Genomic DNA, 13,325 nt, shown 5'->3' with positions numbered 1-13,325 from the left:
AAGTGAGACACCTCCCAAGGCCCTGTCTTTGTCTTTCGCCCCAGCCTCACCAAAGACGTCAGGCGTCAGGCTCGACCACAGTTGGCGGGTCATCGAAGGGGTTGAGAACGCGCACGCCCAGTCCCTTAAAATGCACTGTATTGCGGGTGACCACGGTCAGATTATTCACAGCCGCGACCGCAGCCAGCGCCCGATCAATGCTGTCCTTGGACGCGCCCCGCACCGTCTCTGCCCATTTCGAGGCCTCATCTATGCCGAGCGGGACAATGCTTGTCCCAAACGACTGAACGAAGAGGTCGATGGCGGCGAGCAACTTGTCACAGGCGGGCGTGCCCCGGCCCTTGGCATAGGCCCCCCGCTTCATCTCATAAATGGTGAGAACTGAGATACGTATCTTGCTATCGTCGATGCCTGCCTTCCATTTCGCGACATTGGCATTGCCGCCTGGCCGAAACTGCTGGAGCACATTGACGTCGATCAGATAGAGGCTCACCGCCCCGCCTCGGCGTCACCCTCATCCGCGTCAAACGCGCCCAGTTCGGCCAGGTGGCTCAGGGCGCGTTTCAAACTGACGCCTGGATAGGGCTTGCCGCGTTTGGGCGAGGCTTTACTGAATGCGACTGCGCGCTCGACCTGAGCGCGCGTCAGCGAAGGGTAATCTTCGAGAATTTCGTCCAACGTCTGCGCGGATTTCAGAGCGGCGACCCGATAGACCGAGATGTCGGTTCCCTCGAAGAACGCGTCGCCACCGGTCTCGACGATGCCTTTGCCGACGTCTTCGAGCTTGCGGATAGCGCTCTGCAACTCGTCATCCACCGGTCCGAGATCAATCGGCACGTCGGCGACAAACAAGGTCTGGTCAGTGACCTTCATCGACTTGATGCACTTGAAGACCCGTTGCTGGCCATCGGGGGTGAGAATCTTGTCCAGCTTCTTGGCAAGGATCAGAAAACGCAGGTCGCGGTAGTCGTAGATGCGCGGGGTCGCCTTGCCGGCCGACTTGCCCGTAGCCGCAGGGATCAGGATTTTACGGGTCCGATTGAGCCTGTCGACCGACCAGCCGAGCATCGCCGCGGTCTGAGCAGTGGTAAATTTTCCGGTCGTCTGCATAGCGTCACCTCTAATGCATGTGAATATAGACATGAATTACCGCGCAATCAAGATATCCAGTCTTACAGTCCGCCCGCGTCGTGTCGCCCTCCGGCGGCTGCAGCGAATTCCGGTAATTGATATCGCCTCGTATCGGTCTCAGTGGGCGGTCTATCAGACTTCCTTACCGGTAGGGCGCATGTGCTCCCAGCCTCTTTGTTCGTCGGTCAACTCAACCGTTTCAGGGAGTTCAGACAATAGGGCATCGAGGGTGAAGCGATTGCGCTTGCGCCTTCCCGCCTTACCGATGCGGCCATCCCTGAAGCCTGCCGCTTCGACCATTGTAGCCGGCAAGGTGCAGGCGTAAGCCGCGCCCGCGCGGCGCATTTCCACATCGTTGCCGCCCTTGTTGTCTCGAATTTGAATGTGTCTCGGCATGACTTTCTCGATCTTGGACTTCTATCGTCATCATATGCCATACGGCAGAGGTTTCGACATCTGACCCTTAAGTTCGTCGTTTCAATATCCGAACCGCCGGCTCGGCCAGTGCTGATCGTCGGCCTGCTTAAGCGCTTCCTGCAAATAGGTCGGATCACCGTCGACCACCACCGGATCGGTGACCGACGTCTCGTCGACAACCGGGACGTCGTACTCGAACACGACCCAACGCGGCGGCGGTGTCTCCGCCTGCGCCACGGCCACACAAGCTCGCAATGCGCGACGATTGCGGTCCTTTTTGCCCTGATCGATGCCGAAGTGCCATGGCGTCGATTGCTGGGCATCGATCGCACAGCCAGCGAGCCCGGCCTGATAGCCCTGTGACCATTCCAGACTCATGACACCCTCCCTCAGTCTATGGCCCGGCCGATCAGCTCGGCCTCGGCGTGGCTGTAGGAAAAGTCGCGCAGACGCTCGAAGTTTTCGGAGAGCCCCTCGGACGGATAACGAAACGACAGGTGCGACAGGGTAAATAAGGTGGCGACGATGCCGGCTGCATCCGCGCTCATCACCCCGTCGAAGAAATTGTCGACCCAGGTGACCCGCATCGGTTCGTGGCCACTGGGTGCCATATAGAGCGGGTCATTTGAGGCGCAATAATAAGCCCAGAGCCCGCCCCCATAGTCCGCCGACAGTTCGCTCATGAAGCGGAAGACATAGGTCTCGGCCAGCAGGAGCGGCACGCCGGGCAGCAGCTTTGGGATAAAGCCCGTGCGCGCGTCTTCGGGAACGAGAGTGGCGACGGGTCGATAGGACATGAGGGCATCGGACATGGAAAAGGCCTCCTTCAGGCGATTGAACACCCTCCTGAGACCTGTCTTTCGTCTTTAACCGGCGACCGACCCGCTCACCGGCCCATCGATGACCTCGTAGTCGCGGGTCTGGATGTTGGGGATGCGATAAAGCCGGCCGTTCGGCGCCCGATAGGCGGTGCGCTTGCGGCCGCGCCGGACGTACTGCACCACAATGAACTCGCCATGGCAGATCTCGTCGGCGAAAGTGAGGGGCTTCGCCAGACGGATCCTCGTCCCAACCAAGGGTGCAGGTCGCGCTCTTACCGCCGCATGCGCACGACACCGGACGCGCCACGCCGTCGCGTACCTCAAACCGATGGAGTGGAAAGCCAAGACGTGAACCCCAGTGTCGCGGAGCGCGACATTTGTCGCAGATACCGCTCAAGGGTACCTTTACTTGCCGGAAGCTCGTTTTGGCCGCTAGGGGTTACGGTAATTTTCGAGTGCCTACGGGTGGGGGCAAGACGATGATGGCCATGTCGATAAAACCATTTGTCACATCCGAGTATCTCAGCGAGGTGGAGACGGCACGAGCTTATTTGGCTGCTGTCTTTGATGACGGTGAGATTGCGGAAATTTGCTCTGCCGTAAACGATGTAGCGATCGCGTTGGATCATTTGGACGAAGATGCGGGCCTTTCTGACGAGCCAACCCTCAACACCTTTCTCAAGCTTCTGGATCTCCTCAAGGGCAGGGTTTCGTTTTCAATCGAACCAAAACGCACCTATTAGCCCCAGACTGAGGGGGCACGTCGGCGCCGCTCCGGCCATTCGTCTTCACAGCCGTACAGTTACGCAATTTGGAATAAGACAGGTTTTGCTGAGTGGCCATTGCTTTAATATACAAGAAATTGTATATGCGCTAAATGGATGACCTAAAGGCGGTCGCTTTCTGGGGTAGCGCCCTAAATGACTTGAAGGATTTCCCGCATACCGCTCGACGCGAAGCCGGCCACCAGCTCGACCAAGTGCAACGCGGCCTTGAGCCGGACGACTGGAAGCCGATGGCGACCGTAGGGGCTGGAGTTCAGGAAATTCGTATCAGGGACACAGCCGGAGCCTTTCGGGTGATCTACGTCGCTAAGTTTTCGGATGCAGTTTACGTCTTGCACTGTTTCCAGAAGAAAACGCAAAAGACCAGCAAGCGGGATTTGGACCTGGCCCAGAGCCGATACAAAGACTTGGTGAAGGAGTTGAAACCATGAGCAACGAAAAATTCGCCAGCGTTTGGGACGCTATCGAGAGCACTCCGGCCGAGGCCGAAAATATGCGGCTGCGGTCAGCCCTTATGATCGAGCTTAAAGAGTACATCAAACGTGAAAAGCTGACCCAGGCCAAGGCCGCTAACGTCTTGGGCGTTACCCAGCCTCGCATTTCCGATTTGCTGCGAGGAAAAATCGAACTGTTCGGTCTGGACATGCTTGTCACCATGATCGCCAAGACCGGTCAGCACGTCGAAATGCGAATTTACCGCGCAGCCTGAGACTTCCATCTTCCGGTGGATCGACAACAAATCAGTGCGCTAAAGGATATCCCTAAGAGGCGCTAGTCAGAATTAGCGACTTTACGAAATGCTCAAATTTCTGAATAGATTCAATGGACTCAAGTTGGGGCTGTTGAATCGGACCTGTCTTATCCGGATTATGGTGCTTTTTCACGCATCTTAACCGGACAAAGCCGGTCAGACAAAATTAGCGGGCTTTGCCAAACTGAATGAAGTCAACAGGTTGGCAGGCGGTCCTTCACTGACCTACGCACGCGCGAGGGATCGAGGCCCGAAGGGCGAAGACCCGGCCCGGCCGGGGCTGACCTGCGACGAGCCCGGTCCCGTCAGTGACGGGACGCGCCCCATCCCACATCGGCGAAGACGATGTGACTCTTGCGAAGGGCCCAAAGGCCCTGATCGGTTACGCGATAACGTTCAGACCCGCACCTTCCGGTCGTAACCGGCATGTGATAACGTCAGGCGATAACAAACGAGGGATATGGGGCCAATGAATCGTCTACTGGCTGGGGTTGCCGCCTTCTGTCTGTTCGTCGGCGGCGCTCAGGCGCTCGAGCCGGTGCGACCGGGACAAGACGACATGATCCGCCAGGCGGTTCACGCGGAGGGACGTCTGTGGCTGCTGACCGACGCCGGGGTCCTTAGCCATATTACCCCACAGAATAGGCGCGTCGACGAGGTGCTATCGGAGCCGGTCCATGGCCTCTGTTCGATTGATGGAAACGTGACGGCTCTGACAGCGCCGCGATCAGGCGGCAAATGGACACTTTGGACCCGGCAAGGTGAAACCTGGACTCTGACGGACACGTTTGATCGCGAAGATCACGAAAATTTACGTACGCTGGATTGCCAGCCTGGCAACATCGTTGTGCTGGCCGGCCGCCGGATTCTCCAGCTTCAGGGACCGACCCGCCGTATCGTGACCCTTTCGGGCCGGCTGCCATGGGGCGGACAAACCGTTATCCTGACAAAGGGTGAGACCCTGTGGGTCGGCGTCAGTGCCGGTGAATGGGGCGGAGGCCTGCACAGGGTCGATCTGAAAACGGGAATTGTGACTACGCTCAAGAACGCCGATCGGGACATTTGCGGACAGCCGCTCGATCCGGACTGCGACCGGGTCAACGCCCTTGCCGTGTCGCCGAAAAAACCCGACTGCATCGTAGCGGCGCTCGGAGGCGTCCATCGGATGTCTCACGGGCGTCTTATCGAAGTTTGCGGCGAAACGATACGTCAGACCTATGCAAAGGAAACGGTTCCGTCGCAGAATCCGAACTTCCACGGCCAGAGCCTGCCCTTTTATGGCCTCGTTTATCGGGACACCGGTCTCCTCGCGTTAGGGGCTGACGGACTTTACGATTTTGGCTGGGATGACACGCCGACATTTACGCCCTTCTCTCCCTTCCGCAATGCGGCGGGGGTACGCGTAAACGATGTGTCGAATGACCTCATCCTTGTGCGAACGAATATCGATAGCCGTACCTCGTTGGGCGGCGGCCGTGTTCTAATGGTCCCGATCACCTCTCCTCCCGTCAGATAACCGCGTGCGCGCGATGCGCAGCCGCGCGAGGGACCGCGACCCGAAGGGCGAAGACCCGGCCCCGGCGGGGCTGACCTGCGAGCACGGTCCCGCCGCAGTCGGGGCGCTCCCGCCCTGTAGCAGTGGACGTCTCAAAGACAGTCGGAATAGGAATTAAGCCGGTGATAGTGAAGCCCCTTGCGCTCGATCCGAACGTCGATAGGTGCCCTATCGCTATGGACGGGATTGAACGGCACGCCGCGCCGACCGATCGACTTCATGCAGCACGTTTGCCATCGTACCAAACTGAGGTACAGGCAGCTCCGACTTCCCTGTTGCAATCCGTATCCAAATGGATACGATCAAAAGTCACCTATGGAACTCGCGTTCAAGCAGTCCTATCAATTTCGCGACTGGGTCAGGGCGTTGAAAGACCCCAAGGCCAAGGCCCGTGTGCTGGCGAGGATCACGGCCGCCAAAGCGGGCAATTTCGGGCACTGCGAACCGGTCGGTGAAGGCGTTTCGGAGATGCGCATCCATGTCGGCGCGGGCTATCGTGCCTACTACACGCGCATTCGCGACGTCGTCTGCTATCTGCTGACCGACGGTGACAAGTCGAGTCAGAAGGCGGATATCAAGCGGGCCCTTAAAATGGCCAGCGAATTGGAAGAAAGCCTGGCAGCCGAGGCGTACGCGGCGGCACAGACAAAGGGTAAGACGCAATGACGCAGTATTCGGACTTAAAGGTCTCGGACTTCCTCGACAGCGACGAGGTGATTGCCGAATATCTTAATGCGGCCTTTGAAGATGGCGACCCTCAGGTGTTCCTGATGGCCCTGGGAGAGGTGGCCAAGGCGCGCGGCATGACCTATATCGCCGCCAAATCAGGTCTTGGCCGGGAAAGCCTCTATAAGGCGCTGCGCCCCACAGCCCACCCGCGCTTTGAAACCATCTTCTCCATCCTCGATGCGCTCGGCGTCAAACTGACCGTCGCCCCGGATCAGCGGCCGGCCCTCTCCGCCTGACCCTATCCATACCCCATCAAAAGAGAAAGCCCCCGCTATCGCGGGGGCTGCGGCCGTCAGGCCGTCCCCTTCGCCGCCACCTTGAAGGTCAAGATGCCACGCTCATTGGCCTTTTGGGCGATGTTCAACACGATCCCCGACGCCTCGGCATCACGCGCATTCAGCGGGTTCACCGGGGTCGGCATGTAGAAGACCATAACCGGCTTCAGCGCCAGCAGGGTGTCGTTGGCCACAAAGGGGGCCCGGCGACCGGCGGCTTTTGCGAAATCGGTCTTGTGGACGATGATGTTGCGGGACTTCGCCCACATCATGGCGATCTTCTCAGCGCCCAGATTGCCGGTGCAGGCCAGTTGCATGTCAGGGCACTTGGAGCGGGCATAGTCGAGCGCGGCGAGGATACGCTCGGCATCGGCATCGGTGTTCGCCGATTGCACGCCGCGGAAGACCACGTACTTGGCGGTCGGTTCGGCCCCCTTCTGCGCGTGCTGGCGCTTACGGCGCAGGGTTTCACCCGCTTCCATGACGGCAAAGGTTGTCAGGCGGTTGGAGGTCGATCCGCGATAGGGCGTCCAGACATCGCCGGTTTGCACCTCGTAGGTACGTTCGGCGGACCGGCGAAACGTCTCCAGCACGACAGCGACGGCCTCGAAATAGCGGGAGCGTTCGGTGGCATCCTGGATCTGGCTGTCCTTGACTTCGGACCCGTCGAACTCGCGGTGCAGGCTATTCAGCTCGTTGGACGCCCGATCGTAGTCACGCTCGATGCGCTGCTGGGCGGCGTGAATACCGCCGATGATGCAGTGGGCGATCATGCTGGCGTGGTCTTCCATGGCGTCCTTGCCGAAGGTGTCGAGAATTTCGGTCATGAGGGCGTGGCCGAGGTGTTCGACCTCGCTCTCCGCGGGAAACGGACGGGGATCGTGAGACAACTCGGTGACGTGATCATAGGAGGTGGTGGGGGCGCCGAAGAGAGACATGTGCGTGATCCTTGAAGGTCGAATGAGGAAACCGAAAGAGGGTGAGGCCGGATGACCTGGCCTCTGACCCTGGGTGTCCACCGGCCAGACCGCGCGCAAAGGGGTCGCCAAGGGCGACAAGCGAAGCGCCTGCCCCTTGCGCGTAAAAGGGATGGCCTGTGGCAACCGGTCAGAGGATCAAGGCCAGGTCGACGGCCCACCCAAGACCCCCCGGTTTCCCCGACCGAAACACGCGGTCTCGACGGCGCTCACGCCGACGGCAAATCGGCCAGATTGACCTCAAAACCTATCCCGCAAGCACCCGACACGACGGGCCCAACGCACGAAGGACGGGTCAGTGATGATGTCGGCCCAAACCTTAAGCCAAGGGCCGCGACAGGATCAGCGCGACGGCCCACGGCCACACGGCTCACCAGGTGAGTCAGGTGCACCTCAATTCCAGGCTTATTTTTGGGAGTTTTTTGGTCATGATGGCTGCCTTAAATTCACTCTAACGGTTGTGAAACAAAGGTTTGCGGCGAGATAACTTCCCGCCCTCTAACGAGACCAAATCGGGATTTTTTGGTCAAGCCCCCCGAAACGGTGGGTCTGGATACAGTATAGCCGCTTTTGACCCCCCAATTGCCGTGCGGTCATCCCCTCGGAATCGAACCGCTCTTAACCGCCTCTCACGTTCCTGTGCGGCCTCCCCAGATCAACTTCGAGGGATGGTCAGGCAAATCAGTCCCTTGTCAGTTGAGTTGCCGCTGACTATGGTTTTACATGTCTGTTTTGACGTCGGGATGGCGATTCGAGGACGATAATCGGAGTGACGAAGTTTTCTAATGGCTGATCCGCTTTTCGCTGTTTGTGATACTGATATCGGCACAACCCGACAGCGTTAAAGTGAAATGAAGATCGGTAGCTCCTCCTCCTCTCTGCTTGAAATCATGCACTGCCTTCCTGACCGGTTGGGGACGCTTGAAACATGAGTCAGATATCGACGGGTGATGATTTTGCCGCCATTACGCAACTGATCGAAAGCGCCCGTCAAAGGGCGTATGTAGCGGTCAATGCGACACTGATCGACCTCTACTGGCAAATTGGTGAGGCTCTGAGCCGGAAGATCTCCGCTACTGAATGGGGGGATGGCGTCGTTCAACAATTGGCTCGGCACATAGCCGTGACCTACCCAGGTCTGCGCGGATTCACGTCCAGAAACCTGTTCAGAATGCGGCAGTTTTACGAGACCTATCGTGGGTCAAAAATTGTGACAGCACTGCTGACACAATCGCCCTGGACGCACCACTTGATGATCATGGGGCAAAGCCAGATACCAGAAGAACGCGAGTTTTACATCCGTCAGGCTATAGCCGAAATGTGCGTTAGCATTAAGGCGCCGAAAATTTAGCGTTAAAACACCGATTTTTCGCAGCTCTTTGGCGAATGGCGCATTTTTCGCAATCCAAGATGTATGTTTTTGCGCTCTTTTTCGCATTCCGAACACCAAAAACGCGCAAGAAAGCGACACCTTTCGCGCGTTAGCGAGGCAACAACGAGTTCTGGGATGCGGGAATCATCCAACAGATCCCCTCTCCCCGAGTGGATACCTCAAGGCGAGGAAGCAGGTTCTATTTTCCCGCTTTTGGCCCAAAGCGGACCATAGCCCCGTTCCCCTTTTGCCCAAGTGCGGACATTGCCATTCGACGACAAATGGCCCGGACAGGACTTGGGGCCTTCCTCAGATGAATGTCGGTAATGCGCCTCCATTACCGTCGCTACGATGGCCTGCGCCAAGTACCAAAAGCCGAATTCGCCAGCAGGCCAGTCCGATGTCGAGCCAGGCCCCATGGTGGACCACAGACATTCCGATCCTGTTGCGCTATTTACCTCTGTAGTAACGAATTAGTGGCTGGTGTTCGTCACTATCCGGCTGCATGTGCCGGTTCGTGACGCCTGTAGCGAGTTCATCGGAAGGCGCGAAGAACTCCTTGTCGATTAAGACAAACTGAGTCTGCCGAAGTTCCCCACCGTTCAACTGGTACAGCATGCGATAGAACCCTTCGAACTGCGCCCTGTTCTCCCGCTCACTGATATTCTTCATCGGGGAGTCGATTATTAGGAGCTCGGGCAGTGGCGCGTGAAGCTGTGCCGCGATGCGGTGCAAGGCGATCGCGAAGCAGCATTTGAAGAGGGTCTTCTTTCCGCCGCTGCTGAGCGAGGTGAAGGTCGAGAGCGTGAGGTCACTGGGGTCTGCACTAAGGATTGCCGGGTAGAAGTCGGGTGGGTTCAACTCCACATGATCGGTGCGTTGGATGCCCGGCACTCCAGAAAGCACTAGGCAGTCCAGGAAGTAGCCCGCGAAACGATCGAGACTTGTTCGATCTGCCTCCGCTTTGGTGCGCGCCTCTTTGAGCGCGTCGCGCTTCGCCTGTTCCAACCCCACTATTTGTGCGAGAGCATCGCGTTGTTGCTGCAACAATAAGGGTAGGCGTAGCAGCCAAGCGATGCTCGCTAGCTCGGCCTCCAGCGCCGCACGCTCGCGCTCTTTCAGCAAGCTCATTGAGAGGAAGGCGGAGTCCTGTTCGGCGACGGCGCGATTGATGTCGGCTTCAGCCTTGTCCTTGGCCTGGAGCAAGTTCAACCGGCGTGCCCGCATGCTGGCTAGATTGCTGTCGATCGTGGCAATGGCTTCCTTCAGTTCGGTCCGTCGACTGGCGATGTCAGCCTCAAGCGCCGCGACCTCGGCCGGATCGAATAGATCCACGAGATCCTCCTGGCCGCACACCTCACAGCATTGTGCCGGCCGGCTCGGCAGCGCTTGAGTGCATCGCGGGCAAGCGCTAAAGGCCACATCTCCAAGAATTTCGCGGGCTTCCGCAGACCGCCTGAATTTCAGACCCAGCATCTCGATTTCGTTACGATGCCTCACATGTCGGTCCCGCATAGCTCGGAGTTCCTCGGCGTTGAGGTCAATCTCAGCAATTTCAGACCCCAAGTCCCTAGCCACCCTGGCCAATTCGTCAATGGCATGGGTAGTCAGCTCCTCGCGACGTCCGTTGCGTAGCACCTCCAGTTCCGCGTTCACGTGGACGATTGCGGCGCGGAGTCCCGACTCGCGCTCTGCCACTTGCGCCTCAGACTCGATGCCGACCTCCGATAATGCCTTGGACAGGCTATCTATCGACGCAACCCGCGCGGTCCTGTTCGCTCGGAGTTGATCAAGCTCAGCTTCCAGATCGGCGACTCGCTCGTCGTGGTAGCCAATGACATAACGGATCACGTCACGACTCTTAAGCCGCATATAGAACTCAGCCGATTCCTCAAGGTAGAAGAACGAGCTGTCTATGTGGTCCTGATCGAGGTAACAGTACCAAAGCAGGTCGCGCAATGATAAACGCACGATCTTGCTGTCTGACTTGACCTTGCTCTTGCGAACACGCGGCGGATTGATCTCCGAGAGCCAGAAGATCAGGTCCGACAACGTTTCGACGCCGGTCTCCGGGATAACCTCGCCCGCAGCCGCACGGGCGGGTATAACGATTGAATAGCGCCCCTGATCGTCCTCCCATGAGGCAAGGACATCGGCTGCATCCCGAGCCCGCTCGATGTGAACCATGGCTCGTTCAAGCTCAACGGTCAGGGTCGCCGAGACGAATTCGGCCTGCAACGCGGGCGACAACTGGATCGTGCCGCCAAGACAGTAGTCAATCAGTCGTGCAATGCTCGACTTGCCCGCACCCATCTGACCCCAGAAGTAGCTGAGCTTTGAGAAATCGATCTGCTCGTCCGCTCGACGAAGCGATAGTTTTAAAGACACCAAATTAAATTTCATCGGGGCTCTCCGCTGCTGGCGATGGTTTCCGCCTCGGGGTTGCCGGCGCCGATCTCAGCGCCCCACTTCATGCCCGTGATCTCCGGGACGATTTCGTAGATGAAGTCCTTAAGTTTTGTGGCAGGCATAGTGCCGACTGCTTTCATCACGACGGCGCCCCGTGTGGCGAAATCCGCGAAAGCCGTTCGTGTGGCTAGCTCGTCGGCAAGAATGCGACCGCGATCTGTCAAGCCAATCTCGATCTTGCGGCCGCTGAGCGACAAGGTGATGAGGCCGCGAGAGGACAAAAGGCTGAGCCAGCGACGATACCTGCCATCCCATGGGCCGTAGCGGAACCGAATCATCTTGGTCTCGACGGTCGTGCGCTCCCGCGGCAACACCGCTGCGTCCGCTGGCGCCTTGTTAAGCGCTGTCAACGCCCGTTCAAGATAAACCGGGTAGCGAAGCAGGAAGTCCAACTTCGCAAGCTTTGTTATGCCCTCCACCGGCTTCGGTGCGCCCTTGCCGCGCTTGTCCGCGCTTCGCAGTAGCACCAAGAGTCGAGCGAGGTGTAGACCGTCGGCGTTTTCAGCGTCAGCCGCAGCCTTTAGGACTGAGATGCTCATCCTTCGCCTCCGTCGACCTGAAAGCGGTCGCTCCACCATACGCGGCAGTCGTGGGTCAGCAGTGCTGCGGTACCCATCAGCAGTTCATAAGGCGCTCCTCCTAGCAGATCCCTCCGCTGTGTCTCCAAGCTCCGTAGGCGGGTCGACAGGTCGTTAAACATAGCTCGCCCGAACGGCGCTCCAGGCGTTTGATGCGCCATGTACGACTCGAGGCATTCACCGTGGACCGCTTCCTCGACCTGTCGGAGCTGGCGAGCTGCCCAGGCGGAGTCTTTTGCTTGCTCCTCCAGAAAATGATACTCAGCCGCCTGCTCGCGCGCCTTCATGTAGTCGATCAGATCGCCGACTTCGCCGCGCTCCAGCTTCTGTTCCAAGATGCGCTTGGGCCGAAGTTGACCTAGGCTGATGGTCGGTGGGCCTTGATAGCGAAACGTGTCGCTGGCCGTCGACATTGGAGCCAGAGCCACATCCGCGATCACAATTCGCTTGGCCGCGATCACTGGATTGTCAGTCGTACCGGAGGGAATCTTCGCGAGGTGACGATCGGGGTCGACCACAAATAGCGATGCGGCGCGGTGGAACGTGGCGACGAGGTTGTTGCAGAGTTCGCGGAGGGGGGCCGGCGCGAGATGCGCACATTCGGTAAGGCCGCCGATGTGTTCTTGAGCGAGGGCGGCGTCGAAGTCTTCGCGCGAGGGGCCTTTGACAGTTTCGAGCCTTCGCAACACTTCAAAGAGCTGCGTTTTATCAGCACCAAGTTCCGCCGCCAGGGCGTCGAAGGTATTTCGAAACGGTGGCTGTATCGCATCGGCGTCGCTACAGGATTTGACATGGTCCAGCATGAGGCCAGGACAGCGGCCGCGACGTTTGTCGTCCGTACTCGCCGGCGTGACAGAATCTACGTCGGAGTTGGACACGAACACGAACCTCCCGATCTGGTCGGGGAATGCCGCCATAAGATCGACGAAGCGGCCGATCGATTTGGTAAGAGGGACCGACTTTAGCGTCCAAGCCCCATTCTCGGGTTTCGAGGTCTTGATCTGGTAGGCGTCGAAAAGGCCATCGGGGCGTTCGGCCAAGAAGTCTTCGTGGTGTTCGCAGTAGATGGCGATGTAGTTCAGCTTGCCGCGCCGTACGGCGGCAAGCAGCACCACACCATATTGGTGTTGGTAACGGAAGTTGCGTTCGGTCTCGTCGCCGGGGTCGCCGCTGGCCGTCGTACTTAGCCGAGAATGGGATTGGACTTCCTGCGATTGAATATTGCCGCTAGTCAAACTTAGCGGTCCCTTTTTTATGATCCATGCCCACCTCCTCTGGTGGTATGCTATGCGAACTCCACTTGCTTGGCAACGGCGTACACGGACTTTGCGTGTCTCCGGGATCGTGGGAAGAGACAAGTTGGAGGCTGACGTTGCCGTATTATTCGATCCACTCCACCAAAGAATAGGCTCGTCAACGCTCGCTTCCGGGCATCCTGCCTTTCAGATCAGCAGATATCTCAAAC

General features: G+C 58.4%; 17 protein-coding genes. 7 read left to right on the top strand and 10 right to left on the bottom strand.

All coding sequences use genetic code 11. From position 1 onward, the window contains the following. Nucleotides 1-58 precede the first annotated feature (58 nt). The 6 genes from ACK8OE_RS19745 to ACK8OE_RS19720 form a co-directional block, all read right to left on the bottom strand. Nucleotides 59-493: a PIN domain-containing protein gene (locus tag ACK8OE_RS19745; RefSeq protein WP_410274039.1), complete on the bottom strand. Its 435-nt coding sequence runs from the start codon at nt 491-493 to the stop codon at nt 59-61. After that, nucleotides 490-1,110 (bottom strand): DUF433 domain-containing protein, encoded by a 621-nt coding sequence (locus tag ACK8OE_RS19740; RefSeq protein WP_410274038.1) that lies wholly within the window; start codon nt 1,108-1,110, stop codon nt 490-492. The genes ACK8OE_RS19745 and ACK8OE_RS19740 overlap by 4 nt, the downstream gene beginning before the upstream one ends. Nucleotides 1,111-1,263: 153 nt before the next feature. After that, nucleotides 1,264-1,527, bottom strand: coding sequence for a hypothetical protein (locus tag ACK8OE_RS19735; RefSeq protein WP_410274037.1), 264 nt, complete (start codon nt 1,525-1,527; stop codon nt 1,264-1,266). 81 nt (nt 1,528-1,608) lie between these two features. Beyond that, nucleotides 1,609-1,926 carry a hypothetical protein gene (locus ACK8OE_RS19730; protein WP_410274036.1) on the bottom strand — a complete coding sequence of 106 codons (318 nt, stop codon included), beginning with the start codon at nt 1,924-1,926 and terminating at the stop codon, nt 1,609-1,611. Between the two features lie 11 nt (nt 1,927-1,937). Beyond that, a complete protein-coding gene (locus ACK8OE_RS19725; RefSeq protein WP_410274035.1) occupies nt 1,938-2,360 on the bottom strand; it encodes an antirestriction protein in 423 nt (140 codons plus the stop codon). Between the two features lie 54 nt (nt 2,361-2,414). Next, a complete protein-coding gene (locus ACK8OE_RS19720) occupies nt 2,415-2,693 on the bottom strand; it encodes a DUF6927 domain-containing protein (protein ID WP_410274060.1) in 279 nt (92 codons plus the stop codon). A 155-nt stretch (nt 2,694-2,848) separates the two neighbouring features. Here ACK8OE_RS19720 and ACK8OE_RS19715 point away from each other — a divergent pair, with 155 nt between their 5' ends. The 6 genes from ACK8OE_RS19715 to ACK8OE_RS19690 all read left to right on the top strand — a co-directional run bounded on the left by ACK8OE_RS19715 (nt 2,849) and on the right by ACK8OE_RS19690 (nt 6,425). Further along, nucleotides 2,849-3,112, top strand: coding sequence for a DNA-binding protein (locus ACK8OE_RS19715; RefSeq protein WP_410274034.1), 264 nt, complete (start codon nt 2,849-2,851; stop codon nt 3,110-3,112). 134 nt (nt 3,113-3,246) lie between these two features. After that, the gene (locus ACK8OE_RS19710; RefSeq protein WP_410274033.1) at nt 3,247-3,585 is read left to right on the top strand and encodes a type II toxin-antitoxin system RelE/ParE family toxin; all 339 of its coding nucleotides are present in this window, start codon (nt 3,247-3,249) and stop codon (nt 3,583-3,585) included. Beyond that, on the top strand, nt 3,582-3,863 hold the full coding sequence (locus tag ACK8OE_RS19705; RefSeq protein WP_410274032.1) for a helix-turn-helix domain-containing protein: 282 nt from the start codon (nt 3,582-3,584) through the stop codon (nt 3,861-3,863). Before ACK8OE_RS19710 ends, ACK8OE_RS19705 begins: the two co-directional genes overlap by 4 nt. A 511-nt stretch (nt 3,864-4,374) precedes the next feature. Beyond that, a complete protein-coding gene (locus ACK8OE_RS19700) occupies nt 4,375-5,421 on the top strand; it encodes a hypothetical protein (RefSeq protein ID WP_410274031.1) in 1,047 nt (348 codons plus the stop codon). Between the two features lie 354 nt (nt 5,422-5,775). Then, nucleotides 5,776-6,126, top strand: coding sequence for a type II toxin-antitoxin system RelE/ParE family toxin (locus tag ACK8OE_RS19695; RefSeq protein ID WP_410274030.1), 351 nt, complete (start codon nt 5,776-5,778; stop codon nt 6,124-6,126). Continuing rightward, nucleotides 6,123-6,425, top strand: coding sequence for an addiction module antidote protein (locus ACK8OE_RS19690; RefSeq protein WP_410274029.1), 303 nt, complete (start codon nt 6,123-6,125; stop codon nt 6,423-6,425). Before ACK8OE_RS19695 ends, ACK8OE_RS19690 begins: the two co-directional genes overlap by 4 nt. Before the next feature lie 56 nt (nt 6,426-6,481). On the opposite strand, the gene ACK8OE_RS19685 is transcribed toward ACK8OE_RS19690, so the two are convergent. Continuing rightward, a complete protein-coding gene (locus ACK8OE_RS19685) occupies nt 6,482-7,402 on the bottom strand; it encodes a DUF2493 domain-containing protein (RefSeq protein WP_410274028.1) in 921 nt (306 codons plus the stop codon). A 967-nt stretch (nt 7,403-8,369) separates the two neighbouring features. On the opposite strand from ACK8OE_RS19685, the gene ACK8OE_RS19680 reads away from it, so the two are divergent. Further along, nucleotides 8,370-8,792, top strand: coding sequence for a DUF1016 N-terminal domain-containing protein (locus tag ACK8OE_RS19680; protein ID WP_410274027.1), 423 nt, complete (start codon nt 8,370-8,372; stop codon nt 8,790-8,792). Between the two features lie 471 nt (nt 8,793-9,263). On the opposite strand, the gene ACK8OE_RS19675 is transcribed toward ACK8OE_RS19680, so the two are convergent. Genes ACK8OE_RS19675 through ACK8OE_RS19665 form a run of 3 tightly spaced genes read right to left on the bottom strand, consistent with a single transcriptional unit; the run spans nt 9,264 to nt 13,095 of the window. After that, on the bottom strand, nt 9,264-11,216 hold the full coding sequence (locus ACK8OE_RS19675; protein ID WP_410274026.1) for an AAA family ATPase: 1,953 nt from the start codon (nt 11,214-11,216) through the stop codon (nt 9,264-9,266). After that, a complete protein-coding gene (locus ACK8OE_RS19670; RefSeq protein WP_410274025.1) occupies nt 11,213-11,821 on the bottom strand; it encodes a hypothetical protein in 609 nt (202 codons plus the stop codon). Before ACK8OE_RS19670 ends, ACK8OE_RS19675 begins: the two co-directional genes overlap by 4 nt. Next, complete coding sequence (locus tag ACK8OE_RS19665) at nt 11,818-13,095, bottom strand: dsDNA nuclease domain-containing protein (RefSeq protein ID WP_410274024.1); 1,278 nt, start codon at nt 13,093-13,095, stop codon at nt 11,818-11,820. The genes ACK8OE_RS19670 and ACK8OE_RS19665 overlap by 4 nt, the downstream gene beginning before the upstream one ends. Between the last annotated feature and the right edge of the window lie 230 nt (nt 13,096-13,325).

This window comes from Asticcacaulis sp. W401b (assembly GCF_046503825.1).
Lineage (GTDB): Bacteria > Pseudomonadota > Alphaproteobacteria > Caulobacterales > Caulobacteraceae > Asticcacaulis.
This window is presented reverse-complemented; position numbering and strand designations above follow the sequence as displayed.

Excerpts from the sequence above, each read along its gene's own strand:
- ACK8OE_RS19690 (WP_410274029.1), top strand. The coding sequence starts at position 6,123 with ATGACGCAGTATTCGGACTTAAAGGTCTCGGACTTCCTCGACAGCGAC.
- ACK8OE_RS19695 (WP_410274030.1), top strand. The coding sequence starts at position 5,776 with ATGGAACTCGCGTTCAAGCAGTCCTATCAATTTCGCGACTGGGTCAGG.
- ACK8OE_RS19705 (WP_410274032.1), top strand. The coding sequence starts at position 3,582 with ATGAGCAACGAAAAATTCGCCAGCGTTTGGGACGCTATCGAGAGCACT.
- ACK8OE_RS19670 (WP_410274025.1), bottom strand. The coding sequence starts at position 11,821 with ATGAGCATCTCAGTCCTAAAGGCTGCGGCTGACGCTGAAAACGCCGAC.
- ACK8OE_RS19740 (WP_410274038.1), bottom strand. The coding sequence starts at position 1,110 with ATGCAGACGACCGGAAAATTTACCACTGCTCAGACCGCGGCGATGCTC.
- ACK8OE_RS19735 (WP_410274037.1), bottom strand. The coding sequence starts at position 1,527 with ATGCCGAGACACATTCAAATTCGAGACAACAAGGGCGGCAACGATGTG.
- ACK8OE_RS19700 (WP_410274031.1), top strand. The coding sequence starts at position 4,375 with ATGAATCGTCTACTGGCTGGGGTTGCCGCCTTCTGTCTGTTCGTCGGC.
- ACK8OE_RS19675 (WP_410274026.1), bottom strand. The coding sequence starts at position 11,216 with ATGAAATTTAATTTGGTGTCTTTAAAACTATCGCTTCGTCGAGCGGAC.
- ACK8OE_RS19685 (WP_410274028.1), bottom strand. The coding sequence starts at position 7,402 with ATGTCTCTCTTCGGCGCCCCCACCACCTCCTATGATCACGTCACCGAG.
- ACK8OE_RS19730 (WP_410274036.1), bottom strand. The coding sequence starts at position 1,926 with ATGAGTCTGGAATGGTCACAGGGCTATCAGGCCGGGCTCGCTGGCTGT.
- ACK8OE_RS19710 (WP_410274033.1), top strand. The coding sequence starts at position 3,247 with ATGGATGACCTAAAGGCGGTCGCTTTCTGGGGTAGCGCCCTAAATGAC.
- ACK8OE_RS19680 (WP_410274027.1), top strand. The coding sequence starts at position 8,370 with ATGAGTCAGATATCGACGGGTGATGATTTTGCCGCCATTACGCAACTG.
- ACK8OE_RS19715 (WP_410274034.1), top strand. The coding sequence starts at position 2,849 with ATGATGGCCATGTCGATAAAACCATTTGTCACATCCGAGTATCTCAGC.
- ACK8OE_RS19725 (WP_410274035.1), bottom strand. The coding sequence starts at position 2,360 with ATGTCCGATGCCCTCATGTCCTATCGACCCGTCGCCACTCTCGTTCCC.